We start from the raw sequence: 20365 nt of genomic DNA on the forward strand, positions 1-20365 counted from the left end.
GCCATGTTTCTCACCACTTCTGTGCATTTTCTTTTTCTCGTATTTATGGGAATGCTTTCCTTGGTACTCTTACTGATCATAGCCGTACTCATTTACAGCTTTTATCAGTATAGAGAATCGCTCCATACTTTCAGATGGTCAGAAATGATCAATAAAAGAATCTCAGAAGTGATTGTATATGGTGAAGAAACCTCTGCAGATCATAATTTTTCGGCAGCATCCGGAAATTCTTTGTTCAGAAATTTATTCCTTCAGAAGCTGGCAGAATCCGAGAAGAAATTTTCCGGGGCAGCACAGCATAAACTCAAAGACCTTTTCCAGGAATATGGTCTTCAGGAAGAAGCATTAAAAAAACTGAATCAGAAAAAGATACATTTAATTGCAGGAGGCATACAGGAACTTACAGCAATGAATGTAGAAGAAGCACTGCCAAAGATTTCCACATTTTTAACGCATCCTTCAGCACAGGTTTACCAGGAAGCACAATATGCGATGGTTCATTTTAAAGGATTTGAAGGGCTTCATTTCCTGAACAGTATTTCAACAAAAATATCAGAATGGCAGCAGCTTCGTCTGCTTATTTCAGTCACCAGTATTCCTGAGAATTCCAGTGATAGTATTAAAAGCTGGGTTGAAAGTTCAAACGATTCAGTGGTTATTTTTACCCTTAAGCTGTTAAGAAAATTTCAGGTATTATCACTTTATCCTACAGTTGTTGATGTGCTGGATCACCCTTCTGTTGATGTTCGGGTACAGGCAGTACAGACATTGTTATCTCTTGAAAATTCATCAACCGTTGCCCACCTCATGGAAGTGTATCCTCAGCAGCCTCTTGAAGTGCAGAAAGAAATCCTTAAAGTAATGAAGAAGTCAAAAGACCCACGCTCTGTAGATTTTCTGAAAGATCAATTGTTAAATAACACTGATTCAGGAATAAAAGTCTATGCAGCAGAAGCCCTATGCTCATTGGAAAAACAGGAATTTCTTGTAGAAACATCTAAAAATGAGACTTCATCAGATGAATTAATTCAAATCATTAAATACGCATTACAGGAAAAAGTATGTTAGAATTCTCACACATCATCTATGAAGTTGTTATCTGGGTGTTTCTGATTTACGGAACAGCAATAACTCTTATCTATGGCTGGATAGGAATCTATGCACTTGGAGCTGTACTTCGTTATAAAAAAGAAAATACATTTACAGATTACAGCATTATTGCGGCCAATCCCAATGCTCCGGTATTCAGTGTTATTGCTCCGGCTTATAATGAGGGAATGACCATTGTGGAAAATGTCCGTTCCCTGTTATCCCTTTACTATCATAATCTGGAAATTATCATTGTGAATGACGGAAGTAAGGATGATTCTATCCAAAAACTTATTGAGGCTTATGAATTGGAATCCATAGCTTACTTCATTCAGGGAAAAATAGAGACCAATACGGTAAGAGGTGTTTATAAAAGTAAAAACCCAGCCTTTAAAAAGCTGATCGTTGTTGATAAAGAAAACGGAGGAAAAGCAGATGCCCTGAATGTGGGAGTAAATATTTCTTCCGGTGAATATCTGGTTTGTATTGATGTAGACTGTATTCTGGAGCAAGATGCGATTCTGAAACTCGCAAAACCAATGCTGGAACAGACTGATAAAAAGTTCATCGCCTGCGGTGGAGTCATTCGTCTGGCCAATAACTGCGTGATAGAAAATGGTAAAATAGTAAGTGTCAACATGCCGAAAACGCTTTTGGGCAGAACCCAGGCATTAGAATACATCAGAGCTTTTGTACTCGGACGTATGGCGTGGTCAAGGGCATCAGGATTGATTCTTATCTCCGGTGCTTTCGGAGTTTTTGACAGAAAAATAGTACTCGCTTGTGGCGGCTATGATAAAAACACAGTTGGAGAGGACATGGAGCTGGTAGTAAGAATGAGAAAGTACATGGAAGAAAAAAATGAACCTTATGAAGTACTTACCATTCCGGATCCTTTATGCTGGACAGAAGTTCCCGAATCTAAAGATATTCTCAGAAAACAACGTAACAGATGGATGCGCGGAACCATGGAAACCCTGTGGAAGCACAGAAAAATGATGTTCAATCCAAAATACGGAAAATTAGGAATGATCAGTCTTCCTTATTGGTTCTTTTTTGAATTTCTGGGTCCGTTAGTTGAGTTTTCAGGGTATATTATCTTTATTGTTTTTTTACTGCTGGGAATTATCAATTGGCCGTTCTTTACGGTTCTGTTTGCCCTTGTGATCTCCATGGGATTTCTTTATTCTATTTATTCAATATTAGTGGATCTTGTAAGCCATCAGGTTTATACCAAAAGAAAAGATTTCCTGGCGCTTATTGTAACGGCTTTTTCGGAACCTTTTTATTTCCATCCTATTGTGGTAAAAGCAGGAGTAAGCGGGTTTATAGATTATTTCAAAAAATCCCATGGATGGGGCGAAATGACGAGACAGGGCTTCAATCAAAGCACACAGCATTTACCTTTTAAAGAAAGAATGCTTGCTATTCTTCAGTCTGGTCTTAAAAGATGGGGAATACTCGCATTGGTTTTCTTTGCATTATTTTTAATGGGAGTAACTGCAGAATGGTTATGGTACCGGCATACTTTTTCTAAATTTGATACCCCCGCGATTGTCGGGAATCTTTTCACAGAGAATATTTTATTTGCCCTAAGGTTCACATTTTGTGTTGGAATTGCTTATCTGATTATTAATTTCATCAAAGAAGGCTGGGCAAAGACCCTAACGACTGTAGCTTTACTTATTGTAACCGTTACCCAGTATATTTTATTCCTGTATTTCTCAGAAACCCGCAACGTATTGGGGGCAGACCTTTTGTACTACAGCAAAGAAGAGATGAAGCAGATTTTACAGGCAAGCGGAATGCTTAATTTTAAGAACTTTGCCTTGTTGGGTATTTTAATAACAGCCTCTTTTGTTCCTATATGGATAGCCAGTAAAACAACCTTAAAATCCATCTATCCGGGACTTGTATTACTTTTTTTCGGGTTAGCAGCTTTTTTCATTCCATCCGATATATTAGGATCCAAAACCTTGAGCTCTGAGAATGAATTTAACCAAAATGCCGCAAAAAGTAAATGGGCATATTTCTTTAAATCCAATGAGGATAATTTCATCAGTGATCATCCTGAACTGAATGAATTACTGAGTAAAAATGAAGATTTCACTGCCAATGCCGAAATGCTCAATAAAAATTTCCCTTTCTGGAGGAAAGAAAATACCCCTGATTTTTTAGGATCTTATTTTAACAGGTCTGAGAAAGTTCCCAACCTTGTTTTCCTTATCATGGAAGGTTTCGGACATGCTTATACTTCACCAAAAGGATATATCGGAAACTTCACCCCTTACATGGATTCTTTGTCCGGCAAAGCATTGTATTGGGAAAGCGCTTTAAGCTCAGCAGGAAGAACATTTGGAGCATTGCCATCAATCACAGGATCGCTTCCTTTTGGAAAAAATGGATTCCTTGAAATTGAAAAAACACCGGAAAACTTCAATCTTTATAATATCCTGAAAGCTAACGGGTTTGAAACAGGTTTTTATTATGGTGGTCATGCATCCTTTGACCGTTACCGTGAATTCCTTGAATATAGCGGGGTAGATCATATCATAGATGAACCCTCATTCAGCAGTCCTTACCGTAAGCTTCCCGCCAATAATGGAGAAAGCTGGGGATATGAAGATCAGGCCGTTTTTGGTAAAATGCAACAACAGCAAAAGCCGCAGGATAGACCCTATTTCAATATGATTCTTACCCTTTCAACGCATAATCCTTTTTTAATCAACAATAAAGATTATTATGAAAAGCTGTACAATCAAAGACTGAATTCAGGTATTTTAACTTCCGAACAGAAAAAATGGGCCACAGCACACAAAGACCAGCTGATTTCGGTTCTTAATGCCGATGATGCCATCAAAGGATTCTTTGAAAGTTACAGCAAACGTCCGGATTTCAAGAATACCATTTTTGTGATCACGGGAGATCACAGTATGCCTGAGATCACATTAGAGTCTAAAATTGACAGATTCCATGTACCTTTAATCATCTATTCACCCTTATTGAAAGAATCAAAACGTTTCTATAAAACTGTAAGCCATTTTGATATTGCTCCTTCTATTTTGGCTTATTACAGAAATAATTATAAGCTCAGTACACCTTCTACAGTAACATGGGTAGGAAGAGGGTTTTCTCCGGATTCCGAAATCAGCAAAACCGGAATTCCAATGATGCAGAGTAAAAACCAGCTGATTGATTTTGTTTCTGAAAAGTATTATATTCATGACGGACAGCTTTTCACCCTGAAAGACATGGAAGAAGATGCCTCCAATGATAACGCAGCCCTGAATAAGATCAACAGCAGATTCAACCAGTACAAAAGCATGAATTCTCAGTTTTATTCTACTAAAAAACTGATGCCTGATTCGGTAATGGTCAACTTTAAGAAAAAAGTAAGATCAAAGTTCTAAAACTTTCTGGTATAGCCTAATGTAATGTCAAACTGATTCCCTTTTTCACCCGGACGGTATTCCTGGTTGTAATACATGGTTCCTATAGAAAACAGATTGGAATGGTAGGAGAAATTGTATTCACCTCCTATTTTAAACGTTTTAAGCTTAAAGGTTTCATTTTCCAGAAGGTTGTTTCGGTTTTCTTCCGGACTGATCCCGGTTCCAATCTGAAAAGCAAAATAATCCTGGGCACCTTTTGTATAATACCTTACAGTTCCCGTATAAGAATGTGAAATATTCTTGCTGTCTGGAGTGATATAAGTACGCAGATTAAACCAGAAATTTTTATAATATTTTCCTACGGCAGCGGTATACATCCAGATATTGCTGTTGAAATAAAGCTGGCGGTAACCTATTTCTGCTTCAAAACTATGGGGAAGATTGGCGTTCAGGGAAACTCCGGTTCGGTACTTCGGAAACAAGCCGACATCATCAGAATATCCTCCGCCAACATACAGGTAGAACATTTTAGAAAGCCTTGGGTAAGCCTCCAGTTCAATCTGTGTGCCGCTCTGGGCAAATTTATTGGCATAATTTCCGCGAAGAATCACAGAACCAATAGGAGTAATCCTTTTATAGCTTACTCCCACAATATGCCAGTCGTCATCAAACTGCTTGTCAAAATGAGAATAATTATATACAATTCCTACTGCATTTTTGGAATTAAGTTCATTGATTCTTACCGCGAGAGCCCTTGCTTCAGTATTTTTAGGATTGATGGTCAAAAGCGTAGTTACAGCTTTATCTGCTTCCTCGTAATTATCCATCCCAAAATACACTTTCGCTTTCAGCAATAACAATGTTTCGGATTTAGGATGATAGGAGAGTCCTTTATCTAAGATTTCAATAGCTTTTGTATTCTGATCATTCCAATATTCCAATGAAGCATAGGCCAGAAAATAATCTTCATCCTGAACCTCTTTTTTACCAAGTTCTTCAAATACAGCCCTTGCAGAAACCAGATCTTTGTTCCAGGTATACAACCTTCCCAGGAAAACTGAAATATCCGTATAATTAGGTGCTTTTTCCAATGCCTCTTTAGCCAGAGCAATAGATGCAGGATAGTCTTTCTGTTCAAAAGCAGCATTTCGGGCTTTAACGAATAATTCATCAGCGGATAAATTCTGCTGACTATACATTGTAATTGGAAAAAGTAATGCAAATAAAAAGGTTGAATATCTTTTCATTGAAAGTTTAATTATTAATGAACTTCTTGTATCACAAATATATTGAACTTTTACATCACAGCCCAGAGATTATTCGTCAAAACTTATATTTTTTAGATTATTTTTCAATTAAACACCCCATAAAAAGCGGTTATGATGGAATAATTATTGCCGTAATTAAAAAAATCTGATTTCTTCAAAAATGTTATCATGAAAATAGCTACCTATAATGTCAACGGAGTCAACGGACGTCTGCCTGTTTTACTGAAATGGCTGAAAGAAGCCTCACCAGATATTGTCTGCCTTCAGGAATTAAAAGCACCTCAGGAACGTTTTCCTGTAGAGGAAATTAACAAAGCAGGCTATGAGGCGATCTGGAATGGACAAAAAAGCTGGAATGGAGTTGCTATACTGGCGAAAAACAAAGAAATAACAGAGGTACAAAGATCTTTACCCGGAGATCCCGAAGATGTTCAAAGCCGTTATATTGAAGCCATCATTGATAAAATGGTCATCTGCTGTCTTTATCTCCCGAATGGCAATCCTTATCCCGGACCTAAATTCGATTATAAATTATCCTGGATCAAACGTTTTAAAAGAAGAACCAGCCAACTTATCACCATGGAACTTCCCGCTATCCTTATTGGCGATTTTAATATCATTCCGGAACCTATTGACGTCTACAAACCCGAACGCTGGGAAAATGATGCCCTGTACAGAACAGAGGTAAGAAAAGCCTACAAAGATCTTCAGAAGAAAGGATGGCTTGATGCGATACGCAGTCTTTATCCCGAAGAAAAAATATACACCTTCTGGGATTATTTATATAAAGCTTATGACAGGAATGCAGGCATGAGGCTGGACCATATTTTACTGAGTCCTTATCTGCAGAACCGGCTGCAGTCCGGTGGAGTAGACAGTCATGTACGCGGCTGGGAAAAAAGCAGCGATCATGCTCCTGTGTGGATTGAGCTCGCAGACGAATTATAACTCAAGAATAACAAGATCATATATAGTATACTCCCGGTTTATAAAAAATCAGGAGTATAAGTATATAATAAGGTTGATTGAATACTAAGACTATTTACGGCGGCGGCCGGAAACCTTTTTATCAAGATCTTTGATGTCCTGTCTCAGCTCACGGAACATTTCTTTAAAATTATAGCTTTCATAGTCACCAGGCTCAAAATCTTCCGGAAAAATTCCTGAAGCATACTGCCAGATTTCTACAACTTCTTCAAACGGTATCTCATAAGGCTCATAAAAAGAATTGTCAGCACTTACACAGATTGCATTTTCTTTTCTTTCCTTAAAACGTTTATAGGTAATCCCATCATTCAATGTAACAAAAACATAGGTTTTCCCTTGTTTCAAATCATTAATTCCTTCCACATATTTTCCTACAATATAGGAACCGCTTCTGAATGGAGGCATAGAATCCCCATCCGCAGGGAATGCTCTGTATTTTCCATTCGTAAGAAAAGGAAGAGCAATACGCTGAAGACTTTCAATATAATCTACATCACTGTAACCTTCCAGATATCCCATAGAAGCTTTTTGGGGGATAATCTCTATAGTATCATTCCCATGTGTGTCTACCGCAACCGGAAGCACAATTCTGTTGTCCGGCAATTTCAGCATATCATCCATAGGATACTTCTGAATATCTACCGACAGCATAAGGTCAATGCTCACATGAAAATATTTGGAGATTTTTACAAGCAGTTCGATAGGAGGTTCAGATATTCCGTTCTCATATTTTGAATAACGGACTCTGGAGATCATCAGTTCATCAGCTACATTTTGTTGGGAGAGCTTTCTCTTGGCTCTTAAGAAGCGTATATTATTTGAAAAAATTGACATTGATAAAAGTATGTAAGCAAAAATACAAAATTTGTGTGCGTTACCAACCACCAAACCGGGCTTTACTATAAGATATAAGGAAATTTGGCTAGTCATCTCTTAATTTTTAATAAAACGAGACAATTTTCACAGTTGAATATTCAATTTTCTCACACTAAAAAATAGATTTCTGATTAAATATACAAGGCTTTCCATAGGTTAAATAATAATCATTAATAAATAGAATTTAGTACAGAAATAATAACTCTAAATTTCACAAATTGAGTTATTATTTTTAACATTTAGTAAATCAATCACATATAAGTGAAAATCATATTTTTATTAAAATACAGATATATTAATGAAATATTAAATAATAAAAACATATAATTAATTTATTGAAAATAATTTGCAATTGTATTATTATTATTCATATATTCGTGATGTAATAATCATATAAAATTATAGTTATGAAAAACTTAAAAAAATTAGACAGAAACGAATTAAAAGCTATTTCAGGTAACGGATTACTAGATCCAATCGGCGGACTTCTAGGTGGACTAGGAGGTGTTGTAGGTGGAGTAGTAGGCGGAGTAGGTACTATCGTTGGTGGCGTAGTTACTGGCGTAGGATCTACAGTAGGTGGTGTAGTTGGCGGTGTAAGCACTGTTGTAACTAACGCTTTATGCCAGACACAATGTGTTGTTAATGGTGTAATCCACATCAAATTACTTGAGTGCGGATCAACTTGCTAGTCAGTAAGCATTACATGTAAAAAATCAGACCGCTCTTTTCAGAGCGGTTTTTTTATGCCTCAAAATGAGCAATTAACAAAAATTAAATACCATACAATTCAAAAAATGTACAGCTAAATATTATTCATTTGTGACAATGTATTTTATTTTGTGACCTTCAACAATATATGACATAAAAAGCATTGGAGAATGATATGTTTTGACAACATTCGACAGCTTATGACAATTAGATTATAATACATAATCACTTGTTTAGCAATAGCTTTGCAAAGTTAAATCACAGAAATGTTTTTTTCTATCCGACAGGCTGAATAAAAATATAAACTGATTAAGATTCAACATAAAACACAAATGATGAAAAAATATTTAACTATTGCATTCTCTGCAATTGCACCCTTTTTCTGGGGACAAGTTGGAATTGGAACCAACTCTATAAATCCCAACATTATACTACAGGTGGAAAGTATTCCTTATTCCGGCAGTACATCGAACGGAGGAATTTTATTCCCAAGAATCGCACTCACTGCAGCCAATATTTTTGCTCCGGTAACCGGAACACCAGTAACGGGATTGATGGTTTATAATACATCTACAAGCGGAACAGGAAGTAATGCAGTTACTCCAGGACTTTATTTCTGGGATAATACGAAAGCGATCTGGTACAGAATGGCTCAGAAAGATGCTGATGATGCGGCTTTATTTTCTAATCAGGACATTAACACAGACTTAAATAACGGTGTAAACTATGCCGACCTTTTCGCCAATATAAGATTCAATAATGATACAGCTCTTTATGAAAAAGTAAATAATACCACATTGAAAATTAATGAAGTAGGCTATTATAAAGTTATTCTAAATCTGGATCTTACCAACAGAGACGGAACTAATGATAATTTTGGAATTAAAATACTGGTAAATGATACCCCAAATATTGTTACTGATCAGTTTTATATTCCTGGGAGAGGTACCGAAAATGCTTCGGTAGGTAAATCAGTGGTCTATTATATTCCTATTAATACTGCAGGAAGTACATTAAGATTTCAGGCATATGAAATAGACCCAGGGACTGAAGTTTACTTTAAGAATTCAAATACATCAACTGTTTCTATACAAAGACTAAGATAATTATGAAAACAATCTATATAGGCATTTTTAGTGCATTATTATGTCCAATTTTGAGCTATAGTCAGGTTGGGATAAACACTTCAACAACTAAAGACGGTGTAACTCTTCAGTTAGAAGCAACAAACAAAGGAGTATTGTTCCCAAGAATTGCATTAGTTTCACGTACATCAACAAGTCCTTTAGCGGCAAGTATACCTACCGGAACTATGGTTTTTAATACCGCAACTACAGGAGTTTTCCCTGATACCATCACACAAGGATTGCACTGGTGGAGCGCTGAAGAGCAACAATGGACCAGCCTTAATATCAATATTGAAAATGCAATTGTAAAGTACACCAATTCAGAAGTAAGTACCAATTATAATACGACAACATGGCAAAACGCCAAGTTATTCGGAAACAAAATTTTTAATGAAAGTAAGAGTATATACGCAGTCAATACTTCAAACCAGACCCTAACAATAGGGAAATCAGGATTATATTCTATTTCTGCTTTGTTATCTTTTAATAAACTTCATGGTGGAGATGAAGGAAGAATTGCATTAAGTGCCAGAGTATACATCAATAATACAGCGGTAGGGACAGAACAAGCCATTAACTCTGATTATACTTTAGGCGTTGATGATGGTAAAGGATTATTTTCACACTCATTTACAGAGTATCTTGAACTTAATGATGGAGATGTCATTAGTATAAGACTTAAAAAAACTACCGGAACCTATTCAGGAAGTGACGGTTCTGCTGCAGTTCCGTTCAGCCTTAATGGTCAATCCAGTATTGCTATTTCGCGTATACGTTAAAAATAATCTCACAATAAAAAAACACAATGAAAAAAATATTTAAAATAATTCTATTGCTTTCTGGCACTAGCTTTTCATTCGGGCAGGTGGGTATAGGTACTGCCAATCCTGTTTCTTCATCAATTTTAGATATAACATCTTCTAATAAAGGAGTTTTAATTCCCAGGGTTGCATTACTGGCAACCAATAATACCTCTCCATTGTCAGTGAATATTCCTGACGGAACAATGGTATTTAATACAGGAAAGTCGGGGACAGGTACAACTGCTGTTATTCCCGGAGTTTATATCTGGATCAATAACAGGTGGGTTATTCCTGCTGCGGTAAAAAACAATACAAAGGCTGCAAAATTCAATAATCTCTCAACAAGTATTACGAATTTTAATCCAAATCTTGTAAGTACCCCTGTAAACATTGATATTTTCGGCTCTACAGCATTTAATGATGACCCTGCAATTATTGAGAAACTGAATAATTATCAGGTTCGTCTGAATACTTCAGGGCTATATCTGGTGAGTGCCAATCTTGCATTAAGACAGAATCCTGCAGCTGAAGATTCTCAGGTACAGGATTATATCCATTTCAATTTGGACGGAGTTCTTGCTTCTTCAAATATTTCTACTGTAGTTCCTCAAAATAACCCTTCGGATATTAATACCAGCGGAAGATTTGCATTTGGATCAACCTCGTATATCTATGCCACAGCCGGACAAATTTTAACATTACAATCCACCAGAGCAGCGAATGGAACTAATGGAACTGTAAACTTTGATGGAGTGAGTCTTTCCAGCGTAACGATTATTAAGCTTCAGTAGTCTGTTATTCATCAATTTCATTCCATGCAATTTTAATATATTTTTTTAAATGGAGGATATCTTACAGGATATTCTCCATTTTAATTTTATAAATTTCTATCCTCTATCTTTTTAATTGGTTCTTATTACTTTTTCTTTGTGCACAACATCAAAAAAGTAATAGCAAAACCATAAGAATAGCCCTAAGGATTAAAAGATCATTTGAATTTTGAAAACTTAAAAAATATACAATTTAACATAATATAAATTATAGGATTTTTATCAAAACACTTGAAAGAGTGTACTAACCGCTCCAGAATCCCTTATTCTTATCATTTTCCTTTCAAATATTCTTTAGACGTTTCTAAGAACTCTTTGTTAATAATAAACAGGAACCAATCCAGAAAATCTTCATGCTTCCTTCGTTTTCAATTTTTGAAATTCCTGTACACCATAGGATTTTCCTGATCAGATCTTATAAATAACAAAATATTCAGGATACTGTAAAAAATAAAACAAGCAGATAAATTCCATTTCAGAGCCTCCTACAATTTCTTTTATTTTTTATTCATTTATAAGGCTGTCCAATTCTTCGTAATCCTCTGTAACGTCTGTATTTCCTCCTAACAATTTTAACTATATAATAATACCCTCAGTCACGGTTCTATAATTTATTTTCGTTATATATTATGTTAAATTGAAACCATTGAGAACTCTCTCTTAAAAAATATAAAATCTTGTCACATGACAGCTTTTATCATGATGAAACTCAATACCTTTATCTTAACCAAAAAATAAAATAATATGAAACCTAAAATGATTTGGGCCAATCTGGCCGTAGCCGATCTTGAACGCACTCAGAAATTTTATACAGAACTGGGATTCAAGCCCAATAATCCACACACTTCTAATGAATTGGTAAGCTTTTTTGCAGGTGAAAATGAATTTATTATTCACTTTTTCTTAAAAAACATCATAGAAAGGAACCTAAAAACAATGAAATTTGGAGATCCTCAAACTTCCAATGAGATCATCTTTACCCTTTCCGCATCAAGTAAAGAACAGGTAAATGAATGGGCTCAAGAGGTTAAAAATGCCGGAGGAACTATTGTTTCAGAACCGGAGAGTTTTGGAGAAAACTATTATGGATTTGTATTTGCAGACCCTGATGGGCACAAGTTTAATGTTTTTTATATGTAAGCATTTAAAATATTTTTCTCTATATTTGACATTCAACAGATATATTATGAACCGCTCGAACTGTCTGCCTCCTCCGGCACCTTAATATTTTCAAATTAATTTGAAGTGTACTTATGTTGTTAATCAATTAACAACCCAATTCGTTATGCTTCTAATTCTAACAAAAAATATTAATTCAAATCTTACAGTTCATTATCTAATGAAAAAATCATATTTATTATTGCATCTGGCCGTAGTATTGGCCGGATTTACAGGGGTATTCGGAAAATTAATATCACTTAATGAAGGTCTTTTAACCTGGTACAGAGTTCTGTTCTCCTGTATTATTCTGTTTTTCATTCTGAAAATATTTAAAATTCCCAATACTGCTTCAGCAAAAGAAAAAATGAAAATCGCTCAAGCAGGACTTCTTATTACTTTACATTGGGTACTTTTCTATGCAAGTATCAAATATTCCAATATATCAATTGGAGTTGTATGCTATTGTCTCACAAGCTTTTTTACAGCTTTATTTAAACCAGTCATTGAACGACAGAAATTCAGGTTATCAGAATTGGGACTCAGTACTTTGACACTTCTGGGAATCAGTCTCATCTTTCATTTTGATGCATCTTATCAGCTGGGAATTATTCTAGGGGTATTTTCTTCAGCAGTTGCGGCGCTTTACACTATTTATAATGAACGTCTGGTTCAGCGTTTTGACAGTATTGTTATCAACTATTACCAGATGCTTGCCGGTACTGTTTGCCTCGGAGCAATTTTGCCCATATACCTCCTCTATTTCAAAGCAGATAGCATAGTTCCTGACTTAAAAGACACGGCTTATTTGGGGCTTTTAGCACTTTTTTGTACTGTAGGACTGTATGTGATATTTGCTGAAGTTTTGAAGAAAATTCCGGCCTTTACGGTTAACTTAACCTTCAATCTGGAGCCGGTATATGCTATCATTATTGCTTTTTTATTTTTCGATGAAAGCAAAGAAGTTAATCTTTCATTTTATATCGGATTGGCATTTATTATTGCTTCTGTAGTTTTGCAGACATTGATTTCGATTAAGAAAGCAAAAAAATAAATAAAGTAGTTTAAATCATTTTATTTAAACAAAAACCGGACACCTAAAGTTAATTTGAGTGTCCGGTTTTATCTGTAATAAGCTGAAAAATATTATTTATTCACTCCCAAACTGTTATATAACTGCACCTGCCATATTCCTACGACCTCTTTAAGCATGACAAAAGTAAATGCTGCATTATAGCTATTGGGAAAGGCCGTTATTTCAGTATCAATAAAATCTGATGCCTGCGGAATAGGTTTTAAGCCAAATATCTGAAACAGAGAAACAGATCTTTTCATATGAAAACCTGAAGTAACCAGATACACACTTGTAGAAGACAGCTTTTTTATAATCGGGCTTGAGAATTTTGCATTTTGATAGGTATTCATGCTTTTATCTTCCTTAATGATATCAGCATCTGATACTCCCATTTTTTTAAAGTTTTCACTGAATAATTCTGCTTCACTGGTATGACCACTTCCCTTTCCGGAAATTACTATTTTACAAGGCGTATTATTTTTCCTGAATTCATGATACAGCTGATAAGCTGTAACGATTCTGGAATAAGACATTGTATGCAATTTTTCAGTATTGTTAACGTCTACAACTCCACCGCCAAGTACAACAATAACGGGATTCTGAGCAGTTGTATTCTTCACCTGCGAAGTATGGGTATAACTATTCTGTAAATATCCAGAGATGAGTTTCCCCAGAAAACCATTTCCTATAAAGATGATGATTAAAACTACTGATATTCCAATTCCTATTCTTAGATTTTTGCGTTTATTTTTTCTTTTCAACAGAGCAATAATAACTACTGCAAGAAATAATAAGAAATAAGGTTCTGTAAAAAGCTGTAAAACACGGAATAAAAGGTCCAGTAAAAATTTCATCTATGATAATATTGATTAATGTATAGAAAACACAGGACTACAAAGGTAGGCATTTTCATAAGGACTGCTTTTCTCAATGGTCAAGCAGGCATCCCTTATAAAGAATATGATAAGATGCACTTCTTATTTTGCATATCATAACCTGGTTTTTGCATTTCCATACAGCCATACAATGTATTGGAAGTAACAAATAGTTAAAAATTATTGGAATATTTCGTTTAATTTATCTTTTTGTTTATACAATTATTTTATACATTTGCAGTCATTAAACAACACACTTTTTAGTGTGCTAATAAAAATGACAAATACCTACCCAAGTGAAAAAGCAGAAAAGCATCAACGTTTTTATGGCCGTAATCCATATATTTTTGGACAGGCATTTTTGTAAAGAAAAAAACAAAAACTCTTCCTTAAGTATAAAGAAACGATTTCAACTTTAAACGGTAAAAATATCTTTAAACCTATTCATTATCAACAAAATATTCATCTCAGGAAAGAAATACAGGCTTTTCTCACGGATGATTATTTCTTGTATATCGCTATAATATTTTCATAACAATATATATTTCGGCCGCCTTTGGCGGCCGAAACTATTTCTACTCCAACATCTCATTATCTTAACAAACCTATTTATCTACCTAAAAATAACGCATCTCATCATTTAAAACCCTGTGCCAATTACCGGATTATATTATTAAAAAATCTTGAACAGATTTAACATAAAAATTAATATTGTCTCAACGCAATCTAGATTTAAAAAAAATACATTTGTCTTGTAACTTTAATATAATCAATGAAATGTCAACAGTTCTCAAAACATTTGTAGCGTATCTTAAAAGGCCTGCTCTTTATCCTGAACTGGGCAGAAAAATTATTAAAAATACGGTAAGCAGAAGAAGCCCATTCAAAGGAAAAGCAAAAACAAATTCCTGGGCTGCATCCATAGCAATTTCTCAAAAAACAGCAGTATCCTGGCTTTTCTCTATGGATACTGACCAATTCAGAAATACCTATGCTGATATTCTGGAAAAAGCAATTGCAAAAGAAGCACAATGCCCTATTACAATGGGTGGTCCCGGCGCACTGGAGCTTATTTATTATGCATGTGAATATACAAAAGCTCAGAATGTCCTTGAAACCGGAGTAGCTTATGGATGGTCTTCTTTGGCCATATTACTTTCTCTTCAAAAGAGAAACGGAACACTGTACAGCTCAGATATGCCTTATCTTGCTCAGGATGGTGATGAGTATGTAGGTTGTGTTGTCCCTGAAAACCTTAAAAAATATTGGAAGTTATTCCGTTTTGCAGATAGAGAATCTTTACCGAAAATTTTCAAACAGGTTTCTTCTTTTGATGTCTTTCACTATGATTCTGACAAAAGCTACCACGGAAGGATGTGGGCTTATCATCAAATTTATAAAAGATTGAAACCCGGTGCAGTCTTTATCAGTGATGATATTGGCGACAACTCAGCTTATCAGGATTTCTGTACTAAAAAAAATATTAACACTACTGTTGTAGAATATAGCGGAAAATACATTGGTATTTTTATAAAACAATAATCTCCCACTCATCACGCAAATATCACAGATTAATTAATACACTTCAAAAATCCGCTAATTTCAAAATATGCGGGAAACGATCCACACCGCTTCATCAGGCAAATTCACTGCCCACTCTTTGCTCCCTAAAATGAAGCACCTCATCGGATAGAACTTTGCGTTTATAAAAAATCAAAATCAGGATGAGTCTAATATTAAACCATTAAGAATATATTAAGCTGTTAAGAATATTAAGAAAATATCTAAAGACATTTGTTAAGCACACCGCTTTATTCAAATTTATTTGAACCTTAATGTTCCTTAAAAACTTAAACCTCCTTAATGGCTAAAAAATATTCTCTCAATAGTAATCAAATATTTCAGATCAATTTTCACAAAAGCATTATTTACATAACAAAATGGAGAGCATTAGGTTCTCCATTTTTCTTTTAATGATCATTGACCTTCTCCCATAAAACCTTACCATTTAAAAGTAGAGATTTTCAATAAAATTATAACTTTAAAAAAAGAAAATCTTATGAAAAAGAGCAAATTCACGGAGAGCCAGATTGTCTTCGCCTTAAAGCAATCTGAGACAGGGGTCAAGGTTCAGGAAATCTGTCGTAAAATGGGCATCAGTGAGGCAACCTATTACAATTGGAAAAAGAAATATGGGGGATTGGGTATTTCTGAGCTTCGGAGGTTACGACAGTTGGAAGAAGAAAATAGCCAGCTTAAGAAACTGGTTGCCGATTTAAGTTTGGATAAGCAAATTCTACAGGATGTTTTGAAAAAAAAGTTCTGAAGCCAGCTCAAAAACGTGGGTTGGCTTCAGAAATACATGATAATTATAAGGTATCATTAAGAAGAAGCTGTGATTTGGTAATTCTGCAACGAACGGTTTATTACTATCAATCTCACCGTAGGGATGATACGGCCCTTAGAATGCGGCTGGTGGAGCTTTCACAAATTCGTGTCCGTTATGGCATTCAACGCTTGCAAGTTCTTCTCAGGCGTGAGGGTTGGAAAGATAATCATAAACGAGTGTATCGGATTTATTGTGAGGAAGGCTTGAATCTGCGTAGAAAGAAGAACAAGAGAATAAAATCCGCAAGAAACAGAAAGCCTACGGATGGTACATCCTCCAGTTTACACGAATGCTGGAGCATGGATTTCATGAGCGATGCCTTGTTTGATGGGAAGAGATTTAGGCTTTTCACTTTAGTTGATAATTATAGTAGAAAATGCTTGGCCATTGAGGCGGGAATTTCCATCAAGGGAGAAAACGTCACAGAAATATTAAAAAACATTACCTTTGAAGAGAAGGTTTTTCCCGAGCGTATCAAAATAGATAATGGTCCTGAATTTATCAGCAAGGAATTGGATAGATGGGCTTATGAAAAGAATGTAGAATTGGAATTCTCCAGACCTGGAAAACCTACTGATAATGCATTTATAGAGAGCTTTAACGGTTCATTGAGGGATGAGTGTCTAAGCGTAAATTGGTTTTTGTCGCTTCAGGATGCACAGGAAAAATTAAATGCATGGAAGTTGGATTATAATGATTACAGACCGCATAGCTCATTAGGAAATCTAACCCCGAATGAGTTCATCGAAATGCAATCAAAAAAGCAAATTTCTCTATTTTAGATTGGTAATATTAACGGGGAGAGGTCAATCACAATTATACAAACATCATAAAAATTTTTCAAAAAAACCTTGCGTAGCTAAATAACTACACATATATTTGTAGTCAAATAACTACACGATGAATTTAAGAAGAGATGTTTTTCAGGCAATAGCAGATCCTACGAGACGATCTATATTGATGTTGGTGGCGGCACAGTCGATGACAGCGGGAGCCATTGCTTCTAATTTTGATACGGCGAGACCTACCGTTTCAAAGCATCTCCAGATCCTTACAGAATGCGAACTGCTAAGATCTGAACAAAACGGCCGCGAAATAATCTATCACCTAAATCCCAATAAAATGAAAGAAATAGCCGATTTTATAGAACCCTTCCGCAAAATGTGGGACGAGAAATTCAATAAGCTGGAAAGTGTAATGAAAGCGTATCAAAACAATAGTGATAAGAGATAATAGACGAAGAGATGAGAGACACTGGACGTCAAAGCTTAAATTGTGAATGTTAATAGTGAAATTTGATTTGCAAGTGAATCGCCAATTACCCTTGAAAGATAACAACCTTGAACATTAAACTTTAAACCTTGAACGCTTGTACTCTCCCACTCTAATACTCAGAAAACCCTCAAACACCGAAACTCAAAATATGGAACTTAAAACAAAAATTCACGCAGAAGACGGAAAACAGGAAATTTTCATCACCAGAGAATTTGATCTTCCGGTAGAACTCCTTTTCAAAGCGTATACAGAAGCAGAACTCTTTGAACAATGGATGGGCACCAAAGTGACAAAATTTGAAAACAAACAACACGGAAGTTATCGTTTTGAAACCTCCAATCCACAAGGTGACGTAGTTTTCAGCGCCAATGGAACGATTCACGAAGTAATAGATAATGAGAAAATTATAAGAACTTTTCAGATGGAAAACACTCCTTTTCCTGTTCAGATCGAGTTTTTAGAATTTGAAAAAATAACGGATACCACCAGCAAACTTACGATCCAGACGATATATAAATCTGTAGATTTCAGGGACCAGATGTTGAAATTGCCGTTCGCACAGGGAATTAATATGGCGCATAATCGTTTGCAGGAAATGTTTAAAAGAGAAAATAGATAATAGACGAAGAGATGAAAGACAATAAACGACAAAGCTCAAATTGTAAACATAAATATCAATAGTAAATTTTGCTTTACAAGTAACTTATCAATTTCCCTTGAAAGGATAACAACCTTGAACATTAAACTTTAAACCTTGAACGTTTATATTCTCAAACTCTAGAACTCCCCACTCTAATACTCTCCAACCCTCAAACCCAAAACACATGAATCCAAAAGTCAATTTCTTCTTTGATAAAAGCCAGCAATGGCACAAAGAATTTGAAAAATTAAGAATAATAGCCTTAAGCACCGAACTTGTAGAAGATTTAAAATGGGGATGCCCATGTTATACCTATGAAGGGAAAAATATTTTCCTGATCCACGGTTTTAAAGAATATTGTGCAATCCTCTTCTTTAAAGGAGCTTTGATGAAAGACCCGGATCATATTCTGATCCAGCAGTCTAAAAATGTACAGGCTGCAAGACAGGTTCGCTTTACAGACGTAGAGCAAATCAATGATTTGGAAGATGTTCTTCGCAGCTATATGTTTGAAGCCGTTGAAATTGAAGAATCAGGTGCTAAAGTTGAAATGAAGAAAACTAAAGAGTTTGAAATGGCTGAAGAGTTTCAGAACAGACTGGATCAGGATCCGGCATTGCAGGAAGCTTTCAAAGCATTAACTCCAGGAAGACAAAGAGCTTACCTGCTCCACTTTTCCTCTGCCAAACAGTCCAAAACCCGGGAAGCCCGCATTGAAAAATGCATTCCACAAATCATGGACGGAATAGGATTAAACGATTCACTATAAAAAAATAAATCATGAACACACCACAACAATCACAAAAAAGAACAAAGATCATCTATTGGGTATTTACGCTTTGGATGGCCCTTGGAATGGTTTCCACAGCAATTGTACAACTGATGAAAAGCAAAGATGAACTGCTCAACTTCACCAATTTGGGTTATCCTTCTTACCTGATGACCATTATCGGAACATGGAAAATATTAGGCGTTATTGCCATACTGATTCCAAAACGTCTGCTGTTAAAAGAATGGGCTTATGCCGGATTTTTCTTTGTGATGTCAGGCGCTGTCATTTCCCATCTTATTGTGGGTGATACGGCAGGAAGAACTTTTCCGGCAGTATTATTATTGGTATTGGTCATTATTTCCTGGTATTTCAGACCTTCAGACAGAAAAATTACTATTATAGATTAATAATTTTTAGATAAGAAATCAAAAATTTTATCGAAGATAAAATCCTGGCGCCTTAAAAACATTCACATTAGTATAATTTGCGCCTTTGCGATTTCCAACTCAGTAGAATCTAAAAAATAAAACAAAATTTGACATGAAAAAGAAACTGTCCCCAGAACAAACCAACGAACTTTTACAAACATTAAAAGCCCGTTTTGAAAAAAATATGAACCGTCACAAGGACCTGAAATGGGAAAAAATCCAGCAAAAACTGGAAGCCGACCCTGAGAAAATCTGGTCTTTACACGAAATGGAAACTACAGAAGGTGAACCCGACATCATAGATTACAATAAGAAAACAGATGAATACTCTTTCGTTGACTGTTCCCCGGAAAGCCCGAAACGCAGAAGCCTTTGCTATGATTATCCAGCCTGGGATGCCAGAAAAGCCAACAAACCGGAAAGCAACGTCATCGATAAAGCTAAAGAAATGGGTATTGAACTTTTAACTGAGGAACAATACCGCAGCCTTCAAGAACTTGGAAAGTTTGATCAAAAGACCTCAAGCTGGATAAAAACACCATCACAGGTAAGAGAACTTGGCGGCGCTCTTTTCTGTGACAGACGATACAACACCGTATTCACCTACCACAATGGTGCAGATTCTTATTATGCAGCAAGAGGATTTAGAGGAATACTAAAAATATAAGGA

General features: G+C 35.6%; 19 protein-coding genes. 16 read left to right on the top strand and 3 right to left on the bottom strand.

Features of this window, described 5'->3' with window-relative positions; translation table 11 throughout:
• Positions 1 to 3: 3 nt before the first annotated feature.
• On the top strand, positions 4 to 1068 hold the full coding sequence (locus DYR29_RS04990) for a HEAT repeat domain-containing protein (RefSeq protein WP_213279565.1): 1065 nt from the start codon (positions 4 to 6) through the stop codon (positions 1066 to 1068).
• Positions 1062 to 4499 carry a sulfatase-like hydrolase/transferase gene (locus tag DYR29_RS22970; protein ID WP_213279566.1) on the top strand — a complete coding sequence of 1146 codons (3438 nt, stop codon included), beginning with the start codon at positions 1062 to 1064 and terminating at the stop codon, positions 4497 to 4499. The genes DYR29_RS04990 and DYR29_RS22970 overlap by 7 nt, the downstream gene beginning before the upstream one ends.
• Here the strand turns inward: DYR29_RS22970 and DYR29_RS05000 are convergent.
• Positions 4496 to 5728 carry a YaiO family outer membrane beta-barrel protein gene (locus tag DYR29_RS05000; RefSeq protein ID WP_213279567.1) on the bottom strand — a complete coding sequence of 411 codons (1233 nt, stop codon included), beginning with the start codon at positions 5726 to 5728 and terminating at the stop codon, positions 4496 to 4498. The genes DYR29_RS22970 and DYR29_RS05000 overlap by 4 nt on opposite strands.
• Before the next feature lie 189 nt (positions 5729 to 5917).
• Here DYR29_RS05000 and xth point away from each other — a divergent pair, with 189 nt between their 5' ends.
• Entirely contained in the window at positions 5918 to 6697 is a 780-nt protein-coding gene (gene xth / locus DYR29_RS05005) for an exodeoxyribonuclease III (protein ID WP_213279568.1), read from the top strand.
• Between the two features lie 90 nt (positions 6698 to 6787).
• Here xth and DYR29_RS05010 read toward each other — a convergent pair whose 3' ends face one another.
• Positions 6788 to 7570, bottom strand: coding sequence for an XRE family transcriptional regulator (locus DYR29_RS05010; protein WP_213279569.1), 783 nt, complete (start codon positions 7568 to 7570; stop codon positions 6788 to 6790).
• A 449-nt stretch (positions 7571 to 8019) separates the two neighbouring features.
• Between DYR29_RS05010 and DYR29_RS05015 the strand changes: the two genes are divergently transcribed.
• The 6 genes from DYR29_RS05015 to DYR29_RS05040 all read left to right on the top strand — a co-directional run bounded on the left by DYR29_RS05015 (position 8020) and on the right by DYR29_RS05040 (position 13295).
• A complete protein-coding gene (locus DYR29_RS05015) occupies positions 8020 to 8304 on the top strand; it encodes a bacteriocin-like protein (RefSeq protein ID WP_002979306.1) in 285 nt (94 codons plus the stop codon).
• A gap of 354 nt (positions 8305 to 8658) precedes the next feature.
• Positions 8659 to 9429, top strand: a complete 771-nt coding sequence (locus DYR29_RS05020; protein ID WP_213279570.1) for a hypothetical protein — start codon at positions 8659 to 8661, stop codon at positions 9427 to 9429.
• Between the two features lie 2 nt (positions 9430 to 9431).
• Complete coding sequence (locus DYR29_RS05025) at positions 9432 to 10229, top strand: hypothetical protein (RefSeq protein WP_213279571.1); 798 nt, start codon at positions 9432 to 9434, stop codon at positions 10227 to 10229.
• Between the two features lie 26 nt (positions 10230 to 10255).
• Positions 10256 to 11044 (top strand): hypothetical protein, encoded by a 789-nt coding sequence (locus tag DYR29_RS05030; protein WP_213279572.1) that lies wholly within the window; start codon positions 10256 to 10258, stop codon positions 11042 to 11044.
• A 783-nt stretch (positions 11045 to 11827) separates the two neighbouring features.
• Positions 11828 to 12223, top strand: a complete 396-nt coding sequence (locus DYR29_RS05035) for a VOC family protein (protein ID WP_213279573.1) — start codon at positions 11828 to 11830, stop codon at positions 12221 to 12223.
• Positions 12224 to 12422: 199 nt separating this feature from the next.
• Complete coding sequence (locus DYR29_RS05040) at positions 12423 to 13295, top strand: DMT family transporter (protein ID WP_213279574.1); 873 nt, start codon at positions 12423 to 12425, stop codon at positions 13293 to 13295.
• Positions 13296 to 13387: 92 nt separating this feature from the next.
• On the opposite strand, the gene DYR29_RS05045 is transcribed toward DYR29_RS05040, so the two are convergent.
• Positions 13388 to 14170 (bottom strand): YdcF family protein, encoded by a 783-nt coding sequence (locus tag DYR29_RS05045; protein WP_213279575.1) that lies wholly within the window; start codon positions 14168 to 14170, stop codon positions 13388 to 13390.
• A 798-nt stretch (positions 14171 to 14968) separates the two neighbouring features.
• Here DYR29_RS05045 and DYR29_RS05050 point away from each other — a divergent pair.
• The 7 genes from DYR29_RS05050 (at position 14969) to DYR29_RS05080 (ending at position 20362) form a co-directional block, all read left to right on the top strand.
• Positions 14969 to 15733, top strand: a complete 765-nt coding sequence (locus tag DYR29_RS05050) for an O-methyltransferase (RefSeq protein WP_213279576.1) — start codon at positions 14969 to 14971, stop codon at positions 15731 to 15733.
• A gap of 517 nt (positions 15734 to 16250) precedes the next feature.
• Positions 16251 to 17362, top strand: a protein-coding gene (locus tag DYR29_RS05055; RefSeq protein ID WP_213278853.1) for an IS3 family transposase whose coding sequence is annotated in 2 segments (ribosomal slippage) — positions 16251 to 16506 and positions 16506 to 17362 — 1113 coding nt in all. Because the reading frame shifts where the segments join, the coding sequence is not laid out codon by codon here.
• Positions 17363 to 17480: 118 nt separating this feature from the next.
• Positions 17481 to 17813, top strand: a complete 333-nt coding sequence (locus DYR29_RS05060; RefSeq protein WP_149385862.1) for an ArsR/SmtB family transcription factor — start codon at positions 17481 to 17483, stop codon at positions 17811 to 17813.
• Positions 17814 to 18003: 190 nt separating this feature from the next.
• Positions 18004 to 18474, top strand: coding sequence for an SRPBCC domain-containing protein (locus DYR29_RS05065; RefSeq protein WP_213279577.1), 471 nt, complete (start codon positions 18004 to 18006; stop codon positions 18472 to 18474).
• Between the two features lie 205 nt (positions 18475 to 18679).
• Positions 18680 to 19264 (top strand): YdeI/OmpD-associated family protein, encoded by a 585-nt coding sequence (locus DYR29_RS05070; RefSeq protein ID WP_213279578.1) that lies wholly within the window; start codon positions 18680 to 18682, stop codon positions 19262 to 19264.
• 11 nt (positions 19265 to 19275) lie between these two features.
• On the top strand, positions 19276 to 19674 hold the full coding sequence (locus DYR29_RS05075; RefSeq protein ID WP_213279579.1) for a DoxX family protein: 399 nt from the start codon (positions 19276 to 19278) through the stop codon (positions 19672 to 19674).
• A gap of 133 nt (positions 19675 to 19807) precedes the next feature.
• Positions 19808 to 20362: a DUF4256 domain-containing protein gene (locus DYR29_RS05080; protein WP_213279580.1), complete on the top strand. Its 555-nt coding sequence runs from the start codon at positions 19808 to 19810 to the stop codon at positions 20360 to 20362.
• Positions 20363 to 20365 lie beyond the last annotated feature (3 nt).

The organism is Chryseobacterium indologenes, assembly GCF_018362995.1.
Classification (GTDB): domain Bacteria; phylum Bacteroidota; class Bacteroidia; order Flavobacteriales; family Weeksellaceae; genus Chryseobacterium; species Chryseobacterium indologenes_G.